18 protein-coding genes and 1 riboswitch are annotated in these 19451 nt (G+C 65.3%); of the genes, 8 read left to right on the forward strand and 10 right to left on the reverse strand.

The window, feature by feature from the left end; translation table 11 throughout:
- Nucleotides 1–43: 43 nt before the first annotated feature.
- The 8 genes from DQ353_RS10130 to DQ353_RS10165 form a co-directional block, all read right to left on the reverse strand.
- Nucleotides 44–271, reverse strand: coding sequence for a PLDc N-terminal domain-containing protein (locus tag DQ353_RS10130; RefSeq protein ID WP_113762637.1), 228 nt, complete (start codon nucleotides 269–271; stop codon nucleotides 44–46).
- Nucleotides 272–349: 78 nt separating this feature from the next.
- Entirely contained in the window at nucleotides 350–727 is a 378-nt protein-coding gene (locus tag DQ353_RS10135; RefSeq protein ID WP_113762638.1) for an RNA-binding S4 domain-containing protein, read from the reverse strand.
- Between the two features lie 93 nt (nucleotides 728–820).
- Nucleotides 821–1315: a thermonuclease family protein gene (locus DQ353_RS10140; protein WP_181578327.1), complete on the reverse strand. Its 495-nt coding sequence runs from the start codon at nucleotides 1313–1315 to the stop codon at nucleotides 821–823.
- 47 nt (nucleotides 1316–1362) lie between these two features.
- Complete coding sequence (locus tag DQ353_RS10145) at nucleotides 1363–1719, reverse strand: hypothetical protein (protein ID WP_286166731.1); 357 nt, start codon at nucleotides 1717–1719, stop codon at nucleotides 1363–1365.
- A 74-nt stretch (nucleotides 1720–1793) separates the two neighbouring features.
- On the reverse strand, nucleotides 1794–3128 hold the full coding sequence (locus DQ353_RS10150) for an LLM class flavin-dependent oxidoreductase (protein ID WP_113762641.1): 1335 nt from the start codon (nucleotides 3126–3128) through the stop codon (nucleotides 1794–1796).
- Between the two features lie 20 nt (nucleotides 3129–3148).
- Nucleotides 3149–3913 (reverse strand): 3-oxoacyl-ACP reductase, encoded by a 765-nt coding sequence (locus DQ353_RS10155; protein WP_113762642.1) that lies wholly within the window; start codon nucleotides 3911–3913, stop codon nucleotides 3149–3151.
- A gap of 77 nt (nucleotides 3914–3990) precedes the next feature.
- Nucleotides 3991–4084, reverse strand: a riboswitch (TPP riboswitch).
- 79 nt (nucleotides 4085–4163) lie between these two features.
- A complete protein-coding gene (locus tag DQ353_RS10160; RefSeq protein ID WP_113762643.1) occupies nucleotides 4164–5366 on the reverse strand; it encodes a metal-dependent hydrolase family protein in 1203 nt (400 codons plus the stop codon).
- Complete coding sequence (locus DQ353_RS10165; protein ID WP_113762697.1) at nucleotides 5363–6790, reverse strand: aminopeptidase P family protein; 1428 nt, start codon at nucleotides 6788–6790, stop codon at nucleotides 5363–5365. The genes DQ353_RS10160 and DQ353_RS10165 overlap by 4 nt, the downstream gene beginning before the upstream one ends.
- A 229-nt stretch (nucleotides 6791–7019) precedes the next feature.
- On the opposite strand from DQ353_RS10165, the gene DQ353_RS10170 reads away from it, so the two are divergent.
- The 6 genes from DQ353_RS10170 to DQ353_RS10195 all read left to right on the forward strand — a co-directional run bounded on the left by DQ353_RS10170 (nucleotide 7020) and on the right by DQ353_RS10195 (nucleotide 14561).
- On the forward strand, nucleotides 7020–9407 hold the full coding sequence (locus DQ353_RS10170) for a Tex family protein (protein ID WP_113762644.1): 2388 nt from the start codon (nucleotides 7020–7022) through the stop codon (nucleotides 9405–9407).
- A 152-nt stretch (nucleotides 9408–9559) separates the two neighbouring features.
- Nucleotides 9560–9955: an SdpI family protein gene (locus tag DQ353_RS10175; RefSeq protein WP_113762645.1), complete on the forward strand. Its 396-nt coding sequence runs from the start codon at nucleotides 9560–9562 to the stop codon at nucleotides 9953–9955.
- Nucleotides 9952–10362 (forward strand): SdpI family protein, encoded by a 411-nt coding sequence (locus DQ353_RS10180; RefSeq protein WP_113762646.1) that lies wholly within the window; start codon nucleotides 9952–9954, stop codon nucleotides 10360–10362. The genes DQ353_RS10175 and DQ353_RS10180 overlap by 4 nt, the downstream gene beginning before the upstream one ends.
- A 111-nt stretch (nucleotides 10363–10473) precedes the next feature.
- The gene (locus tag DQ353_RS10185; RefSeq protein ID WP_113762647.1) at nucleotides 10474–10968 is read left to right on the forward strand and encodes a ferritin; all 495 of its coding nucleotides are present in this window, start codon (nucleotides 10474–10476) and stop codon (nucleotides 10966–10968) included.
- A 318-nt stretch (nucleotides 10969–11286) separates the two neighbouring features.
- Entirely contained in the window at nucleotides 11287–12228 is a 942-nt protein-coding gene (locus DQ353_RS10190) for an SH3 domain-containing protein (protein ID WP_113762648.1), read from the forward strand.
- Nucleotides 12229–12548: 320 nt separating this feature from the next.
- The gene (locus tag DQ353_RS10195) at nucleotides 12549–14561 is read left to right on the forward strand and encodes an SH3 domain-containing protein (RefSeq protein WP_181578328.1); all 2013 of its coding nucleotides are present in this window, start codon (nucleotides 12549–12551) and stop codon (nucleotides 14559–14561) included.
- A 99-nt stretch (nucleotides 14562–14660) separates the two neighbouring features.
- Here DQ353_RS10195 and DQ353_RS10200 read toward each other — a convergent pair whose 3' ends face one another.
- Nucleotides 14661–15959 carry an AI-2E family transporter gene (locus DQ353_RS10200; protein ID WP_113762650.1) on the reverse strand — a complete coding sequence of 433 codons (1299 nt, stop codon included), beginning with the start codon at nucleotides 15957–15959 and terminating at the stop codon, nucleotides 14661–14663.
- Between the two features lie 225 nt (nucleotides 15960–16184).
- Between DQ353_RS10200 and DQ353_RS10205 the strand changes: the two genes are divergently transcribed.
- Together DQ353_RS10205 and DQ353_RS10210 are read left to right on the forward strand one after the other, a co-directional pair.
- Entirely contained in the window at nucleotides 16185–17447 is a 1263-nt protein-coding gene (locus tag DQ353_RS10205) for an SH3 domain-containing protein (protein WP_181578329.1), read from the forward strand.
- A 3-nt stretch (nucleotides 17448–17450) separates the two neighbouring features.
- On the forward strand, nucleotides 17451–17816 hold the full coding sequence (locus DQ353_RS10210) for an META domain-containing protein (protein ID WP_113762652.1): 366 nt from the start codon (nucleotides 17451–17453) through the stop codon (nucleotides 17814–17816).
- 94 nt (nucleotides 17817–17910) lie between these two features.
- On the opposite strand, the gene DQ353_RS10215 is transcribed toward DQ353_RS10210, so the two are convergent.
- Nucleotides 17911–19317, reverse strand: coding sequence for an NAD-dependent succinate-semialdehyde dehydrogenase (locus DQ353_RS10215; RefSeq protein WP_286166732.1), 1407 nt, complete (start codon nucleotides 19315–19317; stop codon nucleotides 17911–17913).
- Nucleotides 19318–19451: the final 134 nt, after the last annotated feature.

Here is a 19451-nt window from a genome sequence, read left to right on the forward strand (position 1 = left end):
GACTGTGCCTCGCCATCTTGGCGGGGGCACAGCCGACAATCCACTATTTCTTGCTGCGGATCCGACCGCATGTCAAATATGCAGCTGGGCCCAAGAAATTGATGAACGACGCAGCGGCCCACCCAACCTTGGATCCCCGGACATCTTTGGCTGGACGCTTGACCAGATCGCGCAAAGCGACGAACTGCAAGGCCAGCTGGACGATACCCAAGACAACGATTCGCCAGCGTGAAACTACAGAAATTTCGTTCCAGCGTTTCTTCTGAGCCATGTTTCTCCTCAATCAGGGGTTCGGGTACAAAGCCTTCAAGTCGCGTATCCAGTGACTACTACTCATCGTAGTCGCGGGCTAACGGAAATTATCGCGAAGCCGTTCCATCTCACGCCGATCCTTCTTCGTCGGTCGACCCGCGCCCCTGTCCCTGATCGGGACCTGGGGGATGACTTCCTTGGGACGGACAGGTGTGTGGTCAACGTAGCAGCGTGCTGCGATATCGGCACCGACCCTTTTGGCAATCACTGCCGTAACTTCCAGGATCCTGTCGAAACCTGCCTGTCTGACCCGGATGGTATCGCCCGGAACAACAATCTGTGCCGCTTTCGCGGGCTTGTCGTTCAGGCGCACGTGGCCGGCTCTGCACGCCGTGGTCGCCGCCGAGCGGGTCCTGTAGATTCGAATCGACCATAGCCAGGCGTCGATTCTGACGGCTCTTGATTCTTGCTTCACCTCGCCAGTCTAGCCATCCAAGAACGAACGGTTAGGCCATGTTGCGCCAGGCCGGGACCGCGAACTGTGGCAAGGACCCATTCGAACGCGGTTCTAGTGGCAACCGTTGGCAGGACTGAACATTCCAGCGTTGTCTCGTTGCGCCTGCTTTTGTGCCGTGAGCAGCTGGGCATAGAACTGCACGTTTGGTTCCACTTTCATGGCCTTGGCATGGCCCGAGGCGACCAACGACTCGTTGATGGATTCGCCTGTGTAATTCACCAAGGCAAGGGTGCGCCCGTAACGGTCGTATCGCTCGATATCGAATGCAAGCTGGATCGTTGAACCCTTGGGCAGCTTCTTGGAAAGATACCGCGAGGCCTCCTGGCCGAAGCACTGCCCGGGCTGGTCACCGTGGGTGAGCTCCGGCGCATCCACATTGAGCAGTCGGACCTTGGTTCGTTCCCCGTCCAGCAAGACATACAAAGTGTCGCCGTCAACGACATGTTGGACCGTTGCGCTGCTCGACAGATGGCCGGTGTCGTCGTTCTTCGGCGTGAACAGCCAGTAACCGACGATGACGGCTGCGCAAAGCAGCACGACGGTCACTGCAAACCCGCTGCGGTTTCCTCTTCGCAAGGCAGTGGCCCGTTCGCCTAGACCAATGCGTTGTCGCAGGCGGTGACGAGCCTGGCCTGGACATCGGCGGGAACCTTGTCGCCCGAGGCAGCAACGTCGTCAAGGGCGCTGACGATCTCTTGGGGCAAGCCGCCTTCGCGGACCGCGTCAACCATGGAAGAGACGACCTTGAGGTCGGAGGCGTTGATGCTGCCGTCCTTGATGGGGGCGCACACCTTCTTGATGAGTTCCTTCTTTGCCCCATCGGCCAGCTGAGTAGCCGCCGAGGATGCGGCGGAGGAAGCGGTGTCGGCGATGGTCGCGCAACCGCTCACCGAGAGCAGCAAGACGGCAGCGGAAAGGAGCACGGCATTTTTGGAACGTGAAAATCTCATGCGTTCCATCGTAGTGGCTCGAAGGTGGGAGAACGCCGGGAATTTCGAGGCCTCCCACCCGCGGGCGCTGGCGACTATCCAGAAACCGGTACGATCTCCTGACGTGCCGGCTTGGCCAGGCCCAGGGTCTCGCGCAGGGTGCTGCCCGGGTATGACGAGCGGAACAAGCCTCGTGCCTGCAGGATCGGAACCACGAGTTCCACGAAATCATCCAATCCCGCCGGGAAGCTTGGGCACATGAGGTTGAAGCCGTCGCAGGCGCCGGAAATGAACCACTCCTCGATCTCGTCGGCGACCTCGGTGGGAGTGCCGATCATGGTGGCATGCCCGCCGCCGGCCGCCAAGAACCCCAGCAACTCGCGAAGCGTGGGCTGCTTCGTTTCGATGATGCGTTGCACCGTGAGGTAGCGACCCTGCGGGCCCGTGAACGCCTCGACCGGCGGCAGTTCTACCACCGGCTCATCCAGCGGATGCGAGGTGTAGTCCTGGCCCGTGAACATGTTCAACTGGGCAATGGCCGAATCGATGTCCAGGTAGGCATCCAATGCGGCCTTCTTTTCCAGAGCTTCTTCCCGAGTTGCCCCGATGTAGGTGACCAATCCGGGAAGGATGGGAACCGAATGCCCTGCCCGTCCCACAAGTTCCAGGCGCCGTCGGATGTCGGCGGCATATTCCAGGGCCGATTCCCGGTCCCAGGAGACCGAGTAGATGGCTTCTGCGTACCGGGAGGCAAAGGAACGCCCGGCCTCCGAGGACCCTGCTTGGAAGAGCACCGGTCGTCCCTGCGGGCACCGCGGGACGGTCAGCGGGCCGGAAACCGAGAAATGGTTGCCGCGGTGGTTGATCGGGCGGATCTGGGAGGGATCGAGGTATTGGCCGGTCTCGCGGTCGACCACCAGCGCCGAATCCGACCACGAATCCCACAGTCTCTGCATCGCGTCGACGAACTCCTCGGCGCGTTCGTAGCGTTGTGCGTGCCCCGGCAAGGCATCCATCCCGTGGTTGCGGGCCTCGGCGTCGAACATGGAGGTCACCACGTTGATGCCCGCGCGTCCCGCACTGATGTGGTCGAGGGATGCCAGTAGCCGGGCGGCATGGAACGGCGTATAGAAGCTCGCAGAGATCGTGGTGACCAAGCCAATGTGCTCGGTGGCCCGCGCCATGGCGCTCAGCGCGGTCACCGGTTCGAGGAACCAGGGGATCCCTGCCGCGTACTCGTGGTTGACGCTCTGCCCGTCGGCAAAGAACACGGCATCCAGGCAACCGCGCTCCGCCAGCCGGGCCAGGTCCTCGTAGTAGGCGATGTCGCCGACGCGGTCGGCACTGGAGTCGGGGTGGCGCCACCCCATGGTGTGGTGGCCGGCGCCGTAGAAGAAGGCATTCAGGTGCAATTGGCGTGTCGAGTCCATGAAAGGTTTCGTTCCCGTTCCTAGTTCATCACCAGTCCGCCGTCGACCACCAGGTTCTGCCCGGTCACCGCCCGCGACCACGGGGAGGCAAAGAGCAGGGCTGCATCGGCGAACTCGGCAGGGGTGGTGACGCGGCGCAGGGGAGTGGACCCGGCGATCAGGTCGAAGACCTCCTCCGGCGTGGCCGCCGAGGCATCGGTGGTGCGCAGCAGACCGCCGGAGATCATGTTGACGCGGATGTTTTCCGGGCCCAGGTCCGAGGCGAACGTGCGGGTCAGGGACAGCAGCGCTGCCTTGGCCGCGGTGTAGTCGTGGTAGGGGACCACGGGGTTCTGGAAGAGGTTGGTGCCGATGTTGACGATGTTGCCAAAGCCAGCGGATTTCATGCCAGGCAAGGTCGCCTGGATCGTGTTTAGTGCACCGCCGATGATGCCGGTGAATTGCGCCCCGAATTCCGTGTAGCCGATCCCGTCCGCCTTGGAGCGGGCATCGCCATTGAACGAAAAGTCCGGCAGCGCATTGTTGATCACCGTGGTGATCGGGGCGCCAAAGTGTGCCAGTGCCGTGGCCACCAGCTCGGCGACCTGTTCCGGGTCTGAGACGTCGGCTCGCACCGCGAGCGCGCGATCCGTCCCGATCTCGGCGGCCAGTTCCTGGGTCGCGGATTCACTGGAGCGGTAGTTCAGCACGAGCCGTGCGCCCTCGCGGGCAAAGGATCGGGCCAGGTCGGTTCCCAGCCCGCGGCCGGCACCGGTGATAAGTACGATTTGGTCCTTGATGAGCATTCCCTTGCACCTTTCGTTGGAGCGAAAGGATGCCATGGAACCGCCACATGGTACCCAAAAGCGGGGTGCCACAAGGCGACATGCCGGACCGGCATCCCTTCGCTCGGATTATCGAGATCAGGTTCAACGGGTCTATCTCTCAGCCGCCAGGCGGCACCCCGTGTCGAGTCCTACGGCCAACCTAGCACCGCCCCAAGCCAATCCCCAATCAGTGACTTCGTGCGGGCCGCATGGATGGTGTCCGCCCCGGTCATGAAGCCGAATGCACGCGCCCGCCCTGGATGATCGTGCGGGGGCGGGACTCGTCGAAGAGCACCGACGGGTCCTCGAAGGGGTTGCCGTCCAGCAGCAGCGCATCCCCGGCCATGCCCGGGGCAAGCCTGCCCAGCGTCGGTTCCTGCAGCAGCGCCGCGTTCACGCTGGTGGCCGAGCGCAGCGTCTCAAAGACACCCACGGCCTCGATCTGCAGGGCCAGGCCGTTGAGCTGCTCATCCGCAAGGTCTCCCATCAGGTCCGAACCGAAGCCCACCTTGATCCCCGCCCTCAAGGCAATCCTGATGGCTTCGCGCCCGGCGGTGAGGACCTCGAGGTTCTTGGCCTTGGAAACCTCGGGCAACCCGACCTCGTCCCCGCGCCGGTCCATGGCGGCGTAGGCTGCCAGCGTGGGCACCAGGAAGGCACCATGCTCGGCCATCAAGTCCGCGGTGGGCGTATCGAGCAGGTTGCCGTGCTCGATGGAACGCACGCCGTTGCGCACCGAGTGGGCGATGGCCTCCGGCGAGTAGGCGTGGGCCGCCACGTATGAGCCGCGGCGCGTGGCCTCGGCGACGACCACCCCAATTTCCTCGTCCGAGTACTGCGGGATGGCCAGCGGGTCGGTCAGCGAGACCACACCTCCGCTGGCCATGATCTTGATCGCGTGGGCTCCGGTGCGCAGGCGTTCACGCACGGCAATGCGCAGCGGCTCGGGCCCGTCCACGACCTCACACATATGGCCGTGGCCGAAGCAGACATCCACGTCCGCCTCGCGAGGGTCCCCGTGCCCGCCGGTCTGGCTCAGGGCAGGGCCGGTGTAGAAGTATCGCGGGGATTCCAGCAGACCGGCCTTGATGGCGCTGGACAAACCGATGTCCCCGCCGGCCACGTCGCGCACGGTGGTGAAGCCGCGGGACAGGGCCTCGCCCAGGCGCTTGGCCCCGGCCAGGGCCGCGAAGGAAAGCGGGCCGCGTTCGTTGCGGAACCCGTCCAGCGAGATGGCGTAGGCGTGGAAGTGGGCGTCGATAAGCCCGGGGATTAGGACCCGTCCGTTGGCCGGGAGCAGTTCCCCCGCCTCCTGGGTGCCGATGGCCATGACCATTCCGTCCTTGAAGGTCACGTTGCCGCGGAGAAGCTCGGGGTTTTCGCCGTCGAAGACCAGCGCGTCGGTGATGGTCAGGACAGGTGCGTGGCTCATGCCTTGGCCCCTGCCTGTGCTGCCATCCAGGCCTCGATGCCGTCGGCGTCGATGGGCAGTGCGTCGGAGAGGTTCTCGTGCCCGTCGGCGGTGACCAGCAGGTCGTCCTCGAGACGAACTCCCATGCCGCGCAGTTCCGGCGGAACCATTTCGTCGTGCTGGTGGAAGTAGAGGCCCGGTTCCACGGTGAGCACCATGTTTTCCTGCAGCACGGCGCCCTGGTACTCCTCGTATGAGGCCGAGGAACAGTCGTGGACGTCCAGGCCCAGGTGGTGGCCGACCCCGCAGACCAGCCAGCGGCGGTGGTGCTGGCCGGCGGGGGAGAGCGCCTCGTCGACGGAGACCGGGAGCATGCCCCAGTCGCTCAGGCCGTTGGCGATGACCTCCATGATGGAGGTGTGGAAGGCAGTGAAATCCTTGCCGGGGGCGATCTGGGCCAGGCCTGCGCGGTGCGCCTTTTCCACCAGGTCGTGGACTTCGCGTTGGGCGGTGGTGAAGCGGCCATTGGCCGGGAAGGTCCGGGTCACGTCGGCGGTGTAGAAGCTGCTTTCCTCCACGCCCATGTCCAGCAGGAGCAGCTCGGATTCCTGGACCGGTCCATCGCACCGGACCCAGTGCAGGGTTGGCGCGTGGTGGCCGGAGCCGATGATCGTTGCGTAGCCCGGGCCGTGCCCGTGGGTGCGGGCGACCCGATCAAAGGTTCCCTGCAGCCAGCGCTCGCCGCCGCCGGCGATGGCGGTGGGGATCTGGTTGATGACCTGGGAGAAACCCTCGATGGTGTGGGTGACGGAGTTGCGCAGCTCGGTGATCTCCCATTCGTCCTTCAGCAGGCGAAGTTCGGCCAGCGTGCGGCGCAGCACGGCCGAGGGCTTCAGCGAATGGGTTGCCACCATCGAGGAACCAAGGTTGCCGGCGGCCTGTGCGCCGGAAAGCCGTGCCAGGGCCTCGTCCAGCGCACCGAGCGGGGAGGTTGGCAGACCGAGTGCTTGTTCCCAGTGGGTGGGACCGTGGGCGGCGCCGACCCAGAGTTCGCCGTGCGCGGCGCTGGCGAAGAACGCGGGGTCCCCGGGCAGTGCGGGGGCCGGGACAAAGAGTCGGTAGTCGTGCCCGCCGGAGGACGGGGTACCCACCAGCACCGCGCCCTCGGCGTGGCAGTTGGTCAGCCACAGGAAGTCCGAGTGGGGCCGGAAGTCGTAGAAGCAGTCGTTGCTGCGCACCGGCGCCCACCCCGCGGCAACCACGAAGGCCACCCCGGGCAGCGCTGCCGAGAGCTTGGCACGGTGGGCAGCCGCGGCGCCCGCTGCATCGGGTGTGGCGGCGGGGGTGCGCTCGGGCTCGGCCCATCCCTGGGTCATCCACTGCGTGAAGGCCGGCACCTCGGCCAGCCTTGGCAGCTTCGGGTCGGCCGTGGCGGGTGCGGGCATGGAGGCTGTTTTTTGCTCGGAAGTGTTCACGACTGCTCTGGCTTTCGGTTCAAGGGTGCCGATGGTGAAAGATGGCGCGGGTCTCGACGCGCACACCATGGCTTCCAGCATCACACATCGGTGGTGTTTGGTGGGCCACGGCACCTTGTCGTCTTGGCGACAAGGTGCCGGTGCGCCTTTGTGAAACATCCACGGCACACGGCGACGGAGGTGGGACCAGCCAGCATGGATGCGGCAAACTGGAAGGGTGAGCCAGAGCCGAATAATCCAGACCATAGCCGCAGAACTTTCCACAGCCGGGGCACCGGTTGCCCCATGGCAAGTCAAGGCCGCCATCGAGCTGCTTGACGCCGGATCCACCGTTCCCTTCATTGCCAGGTACCGCAAGGAAGTCACCGGGACCCTTGATGATGCGCAATTGCGCATGCTCGAGGAACGACTGCGTTACCTGCGCGAACTCGAGGAGCGCCGGACCACCATCCTCAAGGCCATCGCGGAAGCCGGCAAGCTCACCGAGGAGCTGGAAGCCGCAATCGGGGCCGCAACCACCAAAGCGGAACTCGAAGACCTCTACCTTCCCTACAAGTCCAAACGGCGCACCAAGGCCCAGATCGCCAGCGAGGCGGGCCTTGAACCGCTGGCCGATTCGCTCATCAAGGACCCGTCCCAGGATCCGGAGACGTTGGGGGCAAGGTTCCTGAACCCGGAGCACGAGGTCAACGCCGCCACCGAGGCGCTCGCCGGTGCCCGCGCCATCCTCACCGAGCGGGCCTCCCAGGACGCGGTGCTGGTCTCCGAACTTCGCGAGCGCTTGTGGACCCGGGGCAAGATCGCCTCGAAGACCGCGGCAGGTGCCCCGGCCGCGGACGCCGCCAAGTTCTCCGACTACGAGGACTTCGTCCAGCCCGTGGCAACCCAGCCCTCACACCGGATCCTGGCGCTGCTGCGTGGGGAACGCGAGGGCGTGCTGGATCTGGAACTTTCCGAGGCGGACCCGCGTGACGACGTGGCACTGGCCGAGGCGCGCGCCTCCTACGAAGCTGCGGTCGCCAAGTCCCTGGGCATCACCGCGGCCGCGGATGCGCCGGCCGGAAAATGGTTGGCCCAGACCGTGCGGCTGGCCTGGCGCGGCCGCCTGCTGGCCCGGCTCGAATCCGACCTGCGCACCCGGCTCTTCGAGGCCGCGGAGGAAGCTTCCGTGAAGGTCTTCGCCGCGAACCTTCGCGACGTGCTGCTCGCGGCCCCGGCCGGGAACCGCGCGGTGCTGGGCCTGGACCCGGGGCTGCGCACCGGGGTGAAGGTCGCCGTCGTTGATGCCACCGGCAAGGTCGTGGACATCGCCACAATCTACCCGCACGCCCCGGCCAACAAATGGAACCAATCCGTTGACACGCTGGTGGCCTTGGCCGCCAAGCACGGCACCGAGCTCATCGCCGTGGGCAACGGAACGGCCAGCCGGGAAACCGACAAGCTTGCCGGCGAGGTCATCGCCAAGCTGACCAACAAGCCCGCCAAGGTCATCGTCTCCGAGGCGGGCGCCTCGGTGTATTCGGCCTCCGCGCTGGCCAGTGCGGAACTGCCGGAGCTGGACGTGTCCATCCGAGGTGCTGTCTCGATTGCTCGACGCCTGCAGGACCCGCTGGCCGAGCTGGTGAAGATCGAACCCAAGTCCATTGGCGTGGGCCAGTACCAGCACGACTTGACCCCGGCGAAGCTGGACCGCTCGCTGGATGCGGTGGTCGAGGACTGCGTGAACGCGGTGGGCGTGGACGTGAACACCGCATCCCCGGCGTTGCTGGCCCGGGTCGCCGGCGTCGGCGCGCTGCTGAGCCGCAACATCGTCGAGCACCGCAACGCCAACGGCCCCTTTGCCAGCCGCAAGGCGCTGCTGAAGGTCCCGCGACTGGGAGCCAAGGCCTTCGAGCAGTGTGCCGGGTTCCTGCGCGTCACCGGCGGCAAGCAGCCGCTGGATGCCTCGGCCGTGCACCCCGAGGCCTACGGCCTGGCCGAGACCCTGCTGACCGCGGCCACCGCCAAGAACCAGTCGGTGGACTCTTTGGATGCCAGGGAATTTGTCACCGAGCAATTCGGGTTGCCCACCGTCAAGGACGTCATCTCCGAACTGGTGCGCCCGGCCCGGGATCCGCGCCCCGACTTCAAGACCGCGAACCTCAAAGAGGGCGTGGAGAAGATCGGGGACCTTGAGGTCGGCATGATCCTGGAGGGAACCGTCTCCAATGTTGCAGCCTTTGGCGCCTTCGTCGACGTGGGCGTCCACCAGGACGGGCTGGTCCATGTCTCGGCCATGAGCAACAAGTTCATTTCCGATCCACGCGAGGTCGTCACTTCCGGGCAGGTCGTGAAGGTCAAGGTCCTCGAGGTGGATCCGGCGCGCAAGCGCATCTCCCTGACCCTGCGCCTGGACGACGAGCCCGGTGCCAAGGCCGAAAAGCCTGAGCGCGGGCCGCGGGGCCCACGCGATGCCGGGTCCCGCGCCCCGCGCGAGACCCACGGTGCTCCGCGCGGCAACAAACCGGCCGCTTCCCGCGAGGCCAAGCCTGTCGGCGGCAACACGGCCATGGCCGAGGCCCTGCGCCGCGCCGGGCTGAGCGGCTAGGGACTGCCAACCGCACCAGCCACGCGCTGGAGGCCCTCCAGATAGCGCACCGCCGGCGAATACCTCTCGGCTGGCCTTGGACACCGAGTTTCGCCCACGTGGCGTAGCGTTGTCTGCAACTGACGGCGAGGCGCAAGGAGCGAACCACACCCATGGGCGGGGAGACAATGACCGATTTGATCATGACGGTGTTCATGGTGCTGCTCATGGCGGCACTGGCCTGGACGATGAGGGCCGCTGCCATGGGGCAGATCAAGCGCAACGCGTGGGTGGGGATCCGCACGCCTGCCCTGATGCACTGCGGGGAATGCTGGCTGCTGGGCCACCACGCCGCCGCCCAGAAGGGCATCATCGGCTGTTGGGTTGCCGCGGCAGTCATGGCAGCCGGCGGCGTCGCCGCGCTGCTGGTCCCGGACGCGGACTACCTCCAGCCCGTATCCCTGATGATTGGGGTGCTGGTCATGGTCGGCGGCCTGCTGCTGGGCCTGCGCGACGCGAACACCATGCTGGCCAAGATGCACGGAGGCGATCGGGCCGCCCGCCCGTGAGCGAAAACCAGGTTTCGGTCCTGCTCTGCGCCGCATTGGCGGTGGCCTTCACCTGGGCCGTGCGAGCCGTCAACGGGACCGTCGAGCGCGGGAGTTCCGGTATCAACCCGGCCCTGGGCATCCGCACCGCCGCCACCATGCACTGCGAGGAATGCTGGAGCACCGGACACCGTGCCGCGGCGGCACCGCTGCGCCGGATGCGCCTTCCCGTGGCCCTGCTTGGCCTCGCCGCGCTGCCCGCAGCCCTCCTCGAATCGGTGATCGGGCTGGCGCCGGCCTGGATCGCGGTGATTGCCGGATGGATCTGGGCCATGGCCGCAGTGTCCGCCGCCTTAAGGGTGGCCAACGCCGCGGCTCGGGAATTGCACCCGTCAAGTTCGCCCTCCGGGGTCCATCGACCAAGGTGAGCATCACCTTGGTCGGCCCGTATCTTGGCCCGAGGCATGCCATATTTATGGCGAGGTAAGTGCGGCCATCCTTCGGTGACAAGGCACAAAAGAGTCGGTAGCGTGTGTGCCATGGAACTTAAAGGAAAGCTTGCAGACGCGTTCAACGACCAAATCACCCTGGAACTTGCGGCCTCGACCGTCTATCGCCAGCTGGCCATTGAAATGGATGTGCTGAGCCTGCCCGGCGTTGCGGGCTGGTTCCGCGCCCAGGCCGCAGAGGAACTGGTGCACGCGGAAAAGTTCATCACGCACATGACCGACCGCGGCGCACACCCGGCGATCGGCGACATCTCGGCCCCGGCGTTGCGGGTCTCCACCGTGGATGGTGCCTTCCAGGCCTCGCTGGACCACGAGAAGAAGGTCTCCGAGTCCATCCGCGACCTCTACCGCCTGGCACATAACGAGGGTGACATCGACTCGGTGCCGCTGCTGAATTGGTTCATCGAGGAGCAGGTCGAAGAGGAAGCCACCGTTGGCGAGATCCTTGACCGCGTGAAGATGATCAACAACGACGGCAACGGACTGCTGCGCCTCGACAGCGAACTGGCCGCCCGCCAGGTGTGACCGCGTCGGGTCCTGGGGCGCTGTGGCGCCGAACGGCCCGACACCATGATGTGACCAAGGCCCCCGGACGTAGACTGGGGGCCTTGGCCGTCTGTGCAATAACATGGGGTGTAGGCATGTCCAAGTGTCCGCACCCCGGCACGAGGTTGTTGCCAACGGTCCGGGTGGGGCATCGCGCCGTGCAATGAGTTGCCGCCGCGCATGCCAGTCTTCGGTCAACCACTTTCCCAGTGAGGTCATCCAAACGTGCTCCACGTCCGTGCATGCCTCGCCATGGCCGTTCCCGATGCCGCCATGCCGCCGCGGGGTGATGCCTGAATGAAGAAATTCGACTTTGCACGCACGAATCCGGCCCCGGTGCAGGTGGAAGTCCCCGGACCGACGCACCGCACGACGGCCGAGCTCAAGCTGCGCAAGGGCGCCGGCCGGCACTACGCCACCCAGTACCTGATCGCGGAAAACACCCCCGTGTACCTGCTGCGCGTCAGCGGCCTGTGGGCCAGCGTGCAGCACGGCCAGACCTTCGGCTGGCTCCCGACCCAATGCCTTGAGCGGCTCGAGGCGCCCCGGCAACGCCCGCAGGTCCCGGTGCGTCCGGTAGCCAGCCAGACGGCTGCCATGGCCGGAGGGGCCTCCAGCGCCCCGGAAGTTCCCAATGAGGAATTCGTCCCCACCCACCGCAGCACCGCGGACCTGAACCTGCGCAAGGGCTCGGGCACCAACTACCCGGTGCTTCGTGTGCTGGCGGCAAACCTCCAGGTCAGGAAGCTGGAGGAGCTGGGCACATGGGCCAAGGTCTCCACCGGCAAGGACATCGGCTGGGTTCCCAGCGCCTACCTTGCCCGCATCAATGTGCGGCGCCCGGCAACGGGCATCCAGCCCATGGCACCGACGGAGTACACCACCACCGTGCGCCTGAATGTCCGCAAGGATGCCGGGGATCATTTCCCGGTCATGCGCATCATGCAAGCCGGGACCCTGGTAAGGGTCAATGGGAAGCTCGGTCCGTGGTGCCGGATCATGCTGGACCAGGATGCCGGGTGGGTGCCGGCCAGCCAACTGCAATTGCGCTACCTGGCTTCCACCACACCTGTCACGACCGCGGAGACCACCCTGTATCAGGGAGCCTCCGCCAACTACCGGGCCGTGGCGCAGCTCGGGGCCGGCCACCAGGTCGAGGTCCTGGCCAGCCGGGGGCAGTGGACGAAGGTCCGCGCCGGACGGCTCGAAGGTTGGGTCCACAGCACCCACTTGGGCTGACGCGAGAAATCATGTTTGCCGTTTCCCGGCACAGACGGCGGATTTTGCATAGGGTAGTGACTTAGGGGGCGATGTTTGGGTGACGCTCCCAACCACTCGCACATCGCGTTGCTCCCTTTCGGGGCGACACACCCCTTAGAGGAAGACCACTGACAATGGCCATACCGAAATCCCTTCGCGCCCTTTTCTCGGGGGTGTTGGCGGCTGGGTTGGTGTTCACGGCTCTGCCTGCCACCTCGCAGATGCGCACGGAGGTTCCAGAGACCAGTTCCGTTCGCGCCGGGGAATTCTCCCTTCCGCTTGTCCCGGAAACCTACAGGATGACCTCGCCCATGGGGCCGCGCTGCATGCCGGTGGTGGGTGGATCGACCCACCACCTGGGCCAGGACATGGGCACCAAGGACAACTCCCCGATCTATGCGGTGGCCGACGGCACCGTGCGCAAGATCGTCCGGGGCACCGGCTCGACCTCGGGCCAGGTGATTGTCACCCACCGGTTCGGCAAAGACACCTACGAATCGGCCTACATGCACATGTGGCCCAATGACGTATTGGTCAGGGAGGGCCAGAAGGTCAAGTCCGGGCAGAAGATCGCCCTGGTGGGCTCATCGGGTCCCTCGACGGGCCCGCACCTGCACCTGGAGATCTGGAGGGAGCGCTTCTACTCCAAGGACGGAAACGTGCGCAACCCCGCCGCGTTCCTCAAATCCCGCGGGCTCGACCTGGGTTCCCACGCCACCGCAAGCTATTCCGAGTCGCAGAAGACCTGCGCCTACTTTGCGCGCGGCAAGGCGGAGCTTTTTGCCTCCGCATCCGCCACCTCGAAGGTCCTGGCCAGGCCGTCGCGCAGCGCCAAGGTCACCAGCAAGCCTGGCGCCATCAACGGACTGCTCAACGGCTCATTCGTCAAGGTCAAATACGGCTCCACGACCGGCTGGATGAACCGTTTTGCCGTCACGCCCAACCCGATGGCCGCGGCGCCCGAGTGGGCGCTGACGCCCACCGGCACTGTCACCAACGGCGTCCGGGTGCCCTTCGCCACGTACACCAACCCCAACGGCCTGAACATGCGTTCAGGGGCCGCCACCTGGTATTCGAAGCTCTTGATGATTCCGGCCGGCGCCACATTCGAGGCCTACGAGAGCTCCGCCGGCTGGCTGCGGGTCAAGTACAAGGGAACCGACGGCTGGGTCTCGGCGGGCCTGACGCGCAAGGTCGCCACCGTCAACCAGACGACACTGCCCGCGACGCACGAGGTCCTTCGGAACCTGAAGTTGCGTTCCGGAGCCGGAACGACCTACAAGGAAACCCAGGCACTGAGCCGCGGCACCAAGGTTGCCCTGCGGCAGGTACGGGGCACCTGGTCCCAGGTCCAGGCGGGGAAACACACGGGGTGGACCAGCTCGGCGGACTTGAAGAAGATCGGTTCCATCACGCCCCAGGCGTCGAAGCCGCCGGTGGGCAAGCCCGCGCCGACCAAACCGACCCATGAGGCCACGGCGAACCTGAACATGCGCAGCGGGCCGGGTGCCAACACCAAGATCGTCAAGGTCTTGCGCAACGGCACAGACGTGATCGAGCTGAAACGCCAAGGTACCTGGAGCCAGGTCAAGGTCGGGAACTCCACCGGCTGGGTCAGCAACCGCTACCTGCGCGTGGTCAAGGCCGGTGCGGCCCCGGCCAAGCCCAAGCCGACGGCGAAGCCGAAGCCCCCGGTGATCCAGTCGGTGAAGAAGACCACGTACCAAACCAGGTCGAAGGTCGTGGCGCGCAAGTCGGCGGATGCGAAGTCGGCTTCGGTGGTGGGCATTGCGGCGAAGAAGCAGGTCGTCGTTGATGCCAAGAGCGGGTCGTGGCTGCGCGCGCGCTACGCGGGGAAGACCGGCTGGGTGCCGGCGAACCAGCTGGCCCTCTACAAGGCCCCGGCCAAGCCGAAGACCCCGGTGATCCAGTCGGTGAAGAAGGCCACGTACCAAACCAGGTCGAAGGTCGTGGCGCGCAAGTCGGCGGATGCGAAGTCGGCTTCGGTGGTGGGCATTGCGGCGAAGAAGCAGGTCGTCGTTGATGCCAAGAGCGGGTCGTGGCTGCGCGTGCGCTACGCGGGGAAGACCGGCTGGGTGCCGGCGAAGCAACTTGCCGTGTACAAGGCTCCGGCCAAGGTGAAGACGACCACCGCCCGGCTTAACCTGCGCACCGGAACCAGCACGTCGACACGAACCTTGCTGATTATTCCCAAGGGGAAGAAGGTCACTGTCAAGGCCACACGCAGCGGCTGGACGCAAACCAGCTATGCGGGGAAGAACGGCTGGGTCAGCTCGAAGTACCTGCGTTAGCCCCAGCAGCTCTTGGGGTCTGCACCCCGACGTAATACGGGCCGTGGATCCAACCAAGAGGTTGATTCCACGGCCCGTATCATTTTGGGAAGCTCGCGATCAGGAGCGCTTGGCGCGCAGACCCGGTGACGGGGAGCCGGTTTCGCGCTCGGCGTCGGCATCCTGTGCCCGCTCGGCTACACCAACCTCGGCATGGGCCAGGACCTGCTCCTTGGTAGGCTCCTGTGCGGCTTCGTCCTTCTTGGAATCGGCGCCGGGATCCAAACCCGGGAGGTCACGGCCGGACCAGATCTTCACGATTGCCCAGGCAACGGCCGTCAGCGGCACGGCCAGCACCGCACCCACCAGCCCGCCGAGCACCGTGCCGGCGGCCAGCGACAGCAGGATCACCAGTGCGTGCAGGTTCAGGGCGTGGGCCATGACCACGGGCTGCAGGAAGCTGCCCTCCAGCTGGTTCACCACGATCACCGCACCGAGGACAATCAGGGCAACCACGGGGCCATTGGTCACCAGGGCAATCAAGGTCGCCAGGATCCCGGCGAAGGTGGCTCCCACCAACGGGATGAACGAGCTCATGAACACCACGACTCCCAGCGGGATGGCCAGCGGGACCCGCAACACCAGCAAGGCCACAGTGATGCCGATGGCATCCACGGCCGCCACGGTGGCGGTGCCGCGCATGTAACCGCCGAGGGTTTCCACGGTGCGTCCACCAGTGGAAAGCCAGCGGTGCATCTGGTGGTCCGGCATCCAGGAAAGGAAGAACGCCCAGATCTTGTCGCCGTCCTTCAGGAAGAAGAACAGGATCACCAGCAGCAGGGCCAATCCGGTGAAGAAGTTGCCCGCGGCGGAGAGCCCGTTCAGGGCCCCGGCACCAAACTGGGAGCTGGTCAGGAAACCGGTGACCTGGCTGACTGCCTGGTCGATCTGTTCACTGGATATGCTCCAGGGCAGCTGGTTCAGCATTTCCTGGAGCTTGTTGAAGCCCTCAACGCCCTTGTCCACCAGCGTGGACCATTCGGCAAGCACCGAATAGACCAAGGCGGTCCCGATGCCACCGAGAACGAGCAGCGATCCCAGGAACACCGACCATGCCGCCAGCAGGGCCGACATGACCTTGCGCAGCAGGCGCACCAGCGGCCACAACGCGCAGGAAAGAATCAAGGCGATCAGGATCGGCAGCGCGATCACGCTCAAGCGCAGGAGGCTGAAGATGACAGCCGAGGCCAACACCAGTACCACCAGCAACTGGACCGACCGCGTGGCCACCCGTCCCAGGGGATCGATCCACATCCCGGACACGCTGTGGGTCGGTGGAGCCGCGACGGCCGCCGTGACGGGGGCTTCCTCGGGCGGGATCGGGCGTGGCTTTCTCTTGAAACCTAGTTTCGCTGACATCCGGTGACTCCTCGCAATTGGCAACGGCTCCACTCCAGGCACGGAAGGTGCGGGCGGGCGCCGGAAAAACCTCTTAGCAAAAAGGTTAGTCTAATAATGCACTAGTGGGCTTCGAATGCCCCTTGTTAGGTATGTCGCGTGAAAGTGGATGGTGGGGGAGCTATGCAGGGCAAAGACAAACGGGATGGTCCATGGCCACCCAACAGGGTTTCCACCGCATTGTTCATGGGAGCCGCGCTCGTGCTGGCCACCTTGAGCCCGGCGCAGGCACAGCAGGCTCCGTCGGCAGTCATGCAGGGTTCGGTCGTGTCCGCCGCTGCGACGTCACACCCGGCAGCGCGGCTGCCGGGCAAGATCAGCGCGGCCGCCGTGAAGGCCGTCCAAACGACGGCAAACCTGAACCTGCGCGCGAAGCCCGCCAGCTCGGGCAGGAAACTGGCGCTCATTCCCAAGGGCACCAAGCTGACCGTGGGCTCGACGAAGTCGGGGTGGAGCCAGGTCCGTTACGCCGGGAAAACCGGTTGGGCCTCGAGCACCTATTTGCGTTCAGTGCCCACGAAGACCTTGCCGGCAACCAAGCGCGGGGACCTTGGCAAGAGCACCGTCGCGCTGAAGCTGCGCCGGCAAGCGAACACCACCTCCAAGGCCTTGGCCACGGTGCCCAAGGCCGGCATCTACACGGTCAATAAGGTATCGGCGGGATTCAGCCAGATCACCAGCCGGGGAAAAACCGGATGGGTGCAAAGCAGGTACCTGAAGGTTGTTGCGAAGAAGCCCGGTCGCGAGATCTACATCGACAAGAAATACACCTCCAACCGTGCCGGTCTGACCGACCGGTACTGGACCAATGTCTCCGGCAGCGCCCTCTATGAGAGCGTGGAGGGCAAGATCCGCATCGGCGACATCCCACGCAACTCGGTGGTGTACCGCGACATGAAGATGGAAAAAACCGCAGGCTCGGTCAAGGGGTGGATTTTCGTCCGGACGCAGGGGATGAGTGGCTGGATGAAGACCAGCCAGCTGGCCCGGAAAACCACTGCGACAACCAAGCCCGGAAAATATTCGGCCAAGACCGTGCTGGCACAGAAAAACGGCAAGGTCCCGGAACGGATGCTGGTGGCCATCGGATGGGACCAGGAAAAGACCCTCATTGCGGCTCCCGCGGTGAAGGACCTGAACCGGCTCAACGCCGCCTTCAAGAAGAAGTTCGGCCACAACCTCGACATCGATCTGGCCTATCGGACCCGCGCCACCCAGGATGCATACTGGGTCGAACTCGGACCCTATGTCGCGGCGCGCCCCGGAACCTCCAACCATGGTTGGGGCACCGCCATCGACGTACCCGAGACCTACAACTATTCCTTCCGCGGAAAATACCACAAGTGGTTGAAAGTCAACTCCAAGAAGTTCAACTGGGTGCACCGCAAGATCCTTGAAGAGGGCTCGCCCTATGCCGAGGCCTGGCACTTCGACTACGTGGGGAAGTAGGCAATGACGAGGAAGTTTTCCGCACTCGCGCTGCTGGGTGCAGTCCTGCTGCTGACCTCCTGTGCTCCCTCGACGCCCGAGCTGCCCGATCCTCTGGGCGGCTGGGGAACCGATGGGCCCGGGCAACCGAACCTGGTGCTCGAAGCCGACGGGAAACTGCACGGCACCGACGGCTGCAACCGCTTGGTGGGCAGCTACGAGGCATCCGGCACGGACATCACCTTCGGCCCCTTGGGAGGGACCAGGATGTTCTGCGAGGGCGTCGACACCTGGCTTTCACATGCCGCCGGCGCCACGCTCGGGGCCGACACGCTCGAGATCATTGACGCACAGGGCCAGCGGATCGGCTCATTGGAACGCATGCCGTGACAGGCGCGCTGCAGACAACAAAAAGCGAGGCTTCGTGCAATCCCCGCAGGGGGATCGCACGAAGCCTCGCTTCATGACGCGGTGAAGCGTGTGGTTAACCGGCCACGTAGAAGAGGCGCTTGTTGACGAACTCCTCCATGCCCAGCGGGCCAAGCTCGCGGCCGAAGCCCGAGCGCTTCACGCCGCCGAAGGGCATGTCTGCGCCCTCGGCCGCCGGGGTGTTGACGTTGGCCATGCCGACCTGAAGGCCAGCGGCAACCTTTGCGGCACGGGCCGGATCGGTGGAGAACACCGCGCCGCCCAAGCCGTACTGGGTGTCGTTTGCCAATTCCAGGGCTTCCTCGTCGGAAGACACCTTGTAGACAATCGCCACCGGGCCGAAAAGCTCTTCGTAGTAGGCGCGCATGCCCTTGGTGATTCCGGAAAGGATCGTCGGGGCCAGGTACGCTCCCGGGCCCTCGTGCAGCACGCCGCCGGCGTGCAGCGTTGCACCCTTGTCGATGGCGTCCTGGACCTGTGCGGCCAGGCCCTCTGCGGCGCCGCGGGTGGAGAGCGGACCGAAGGTGCCTTCCTCTTCCTTGGCCGGGTCGCCCGGAACAAGGTCGACGGCAAGCTTGGTCAGTTCGCCGACGAAGTCATCGAAGATGTCCTCCATGACGATCATGCGCTTGTTGGAGTTGCAGGCCTGTCCGGTGTTCTCCATGCGGGTGGCCCACGCGGTGGCCGCGTCCCCGGCGATATCCGCCGAATCCAGGATCACGTACGGGTCCGAACCGCCCAATTCCAGCACGGCCTTCTTCAGGTTGCGGCCGGCCTGCTCGCCAATGATGGCGCCGGCGCGCTCCGAACCGGTCAGCGAGACACCCTGGATGCGGGAGTCCTCGATGATCGTGGAGATCTGCTCGTGCGAGGCGAAGACGTTGTTGTACACGCCGGCCGGAACCCCTGCGTCGTCCATGATCTGCGCGATGGCCAGGGCCGAACGCGGGCATGTCTCGGCGTGCTTGAGCACGATGGTGTTGCCAAGCATCAGGTTCGGGGCCACAAAGCGGGCGACCTGGTAGTACGGATAGTTCCATGGCATGATGCCCAGCAGCGGGCCGACGGGCAGGCGCTGGATGATGGCCTTTCCGCCGCCGATGGTCTTGATTTCCGTGTCCGCGGCCAGGGTCGGGCCCTCGGCGGCGAAGTACTCGAAGATGTCCTTGCAGAACTCGGCCTCGCCCTTGGACTCGGACAATGCCTTGCCCATTTCCTGGGTGATGATCGCGGCAAGCTCGTCGGCGCGTTCGGCGAAGAGCTCGCCCACGCGGGAAACGATCTTGGCGCGTTCGTTGATGTCGACGTCCTTCCACCCCTGGTAGCCGGATTCGGCCGCGGCAATTGCTTCCTGGACCTCGGCGTCTGTGGCGGTGGCGAATTCCTCGACCACGGCGCCGGTGGCGGGGTTGAGGACTCGGTATCCGGTGGCGGTTGGCGTCGTCTGGGCGTTGGCGGTCACGGCCATGCTCCTTCTGGGTAGTCACTGGGCGGCGAAAATCTGCGTTGCGCGCCACGTACGGTTACATCATGTCGCGAAAACTGCGATTTGTGAAGCCGGTCACGCGGGATCGGTGGTGATATCCGCCGTCAGCG

The sequence above is a fragment of the Arthrobacter sp. AQ5-05 genome, assembly GCF_003287975.1.
GTDB lineage: Bacteria > Actinomycetota > Actinomycetes > Actinomycetales > Micrococcaceae > Paeniglutamicibacter.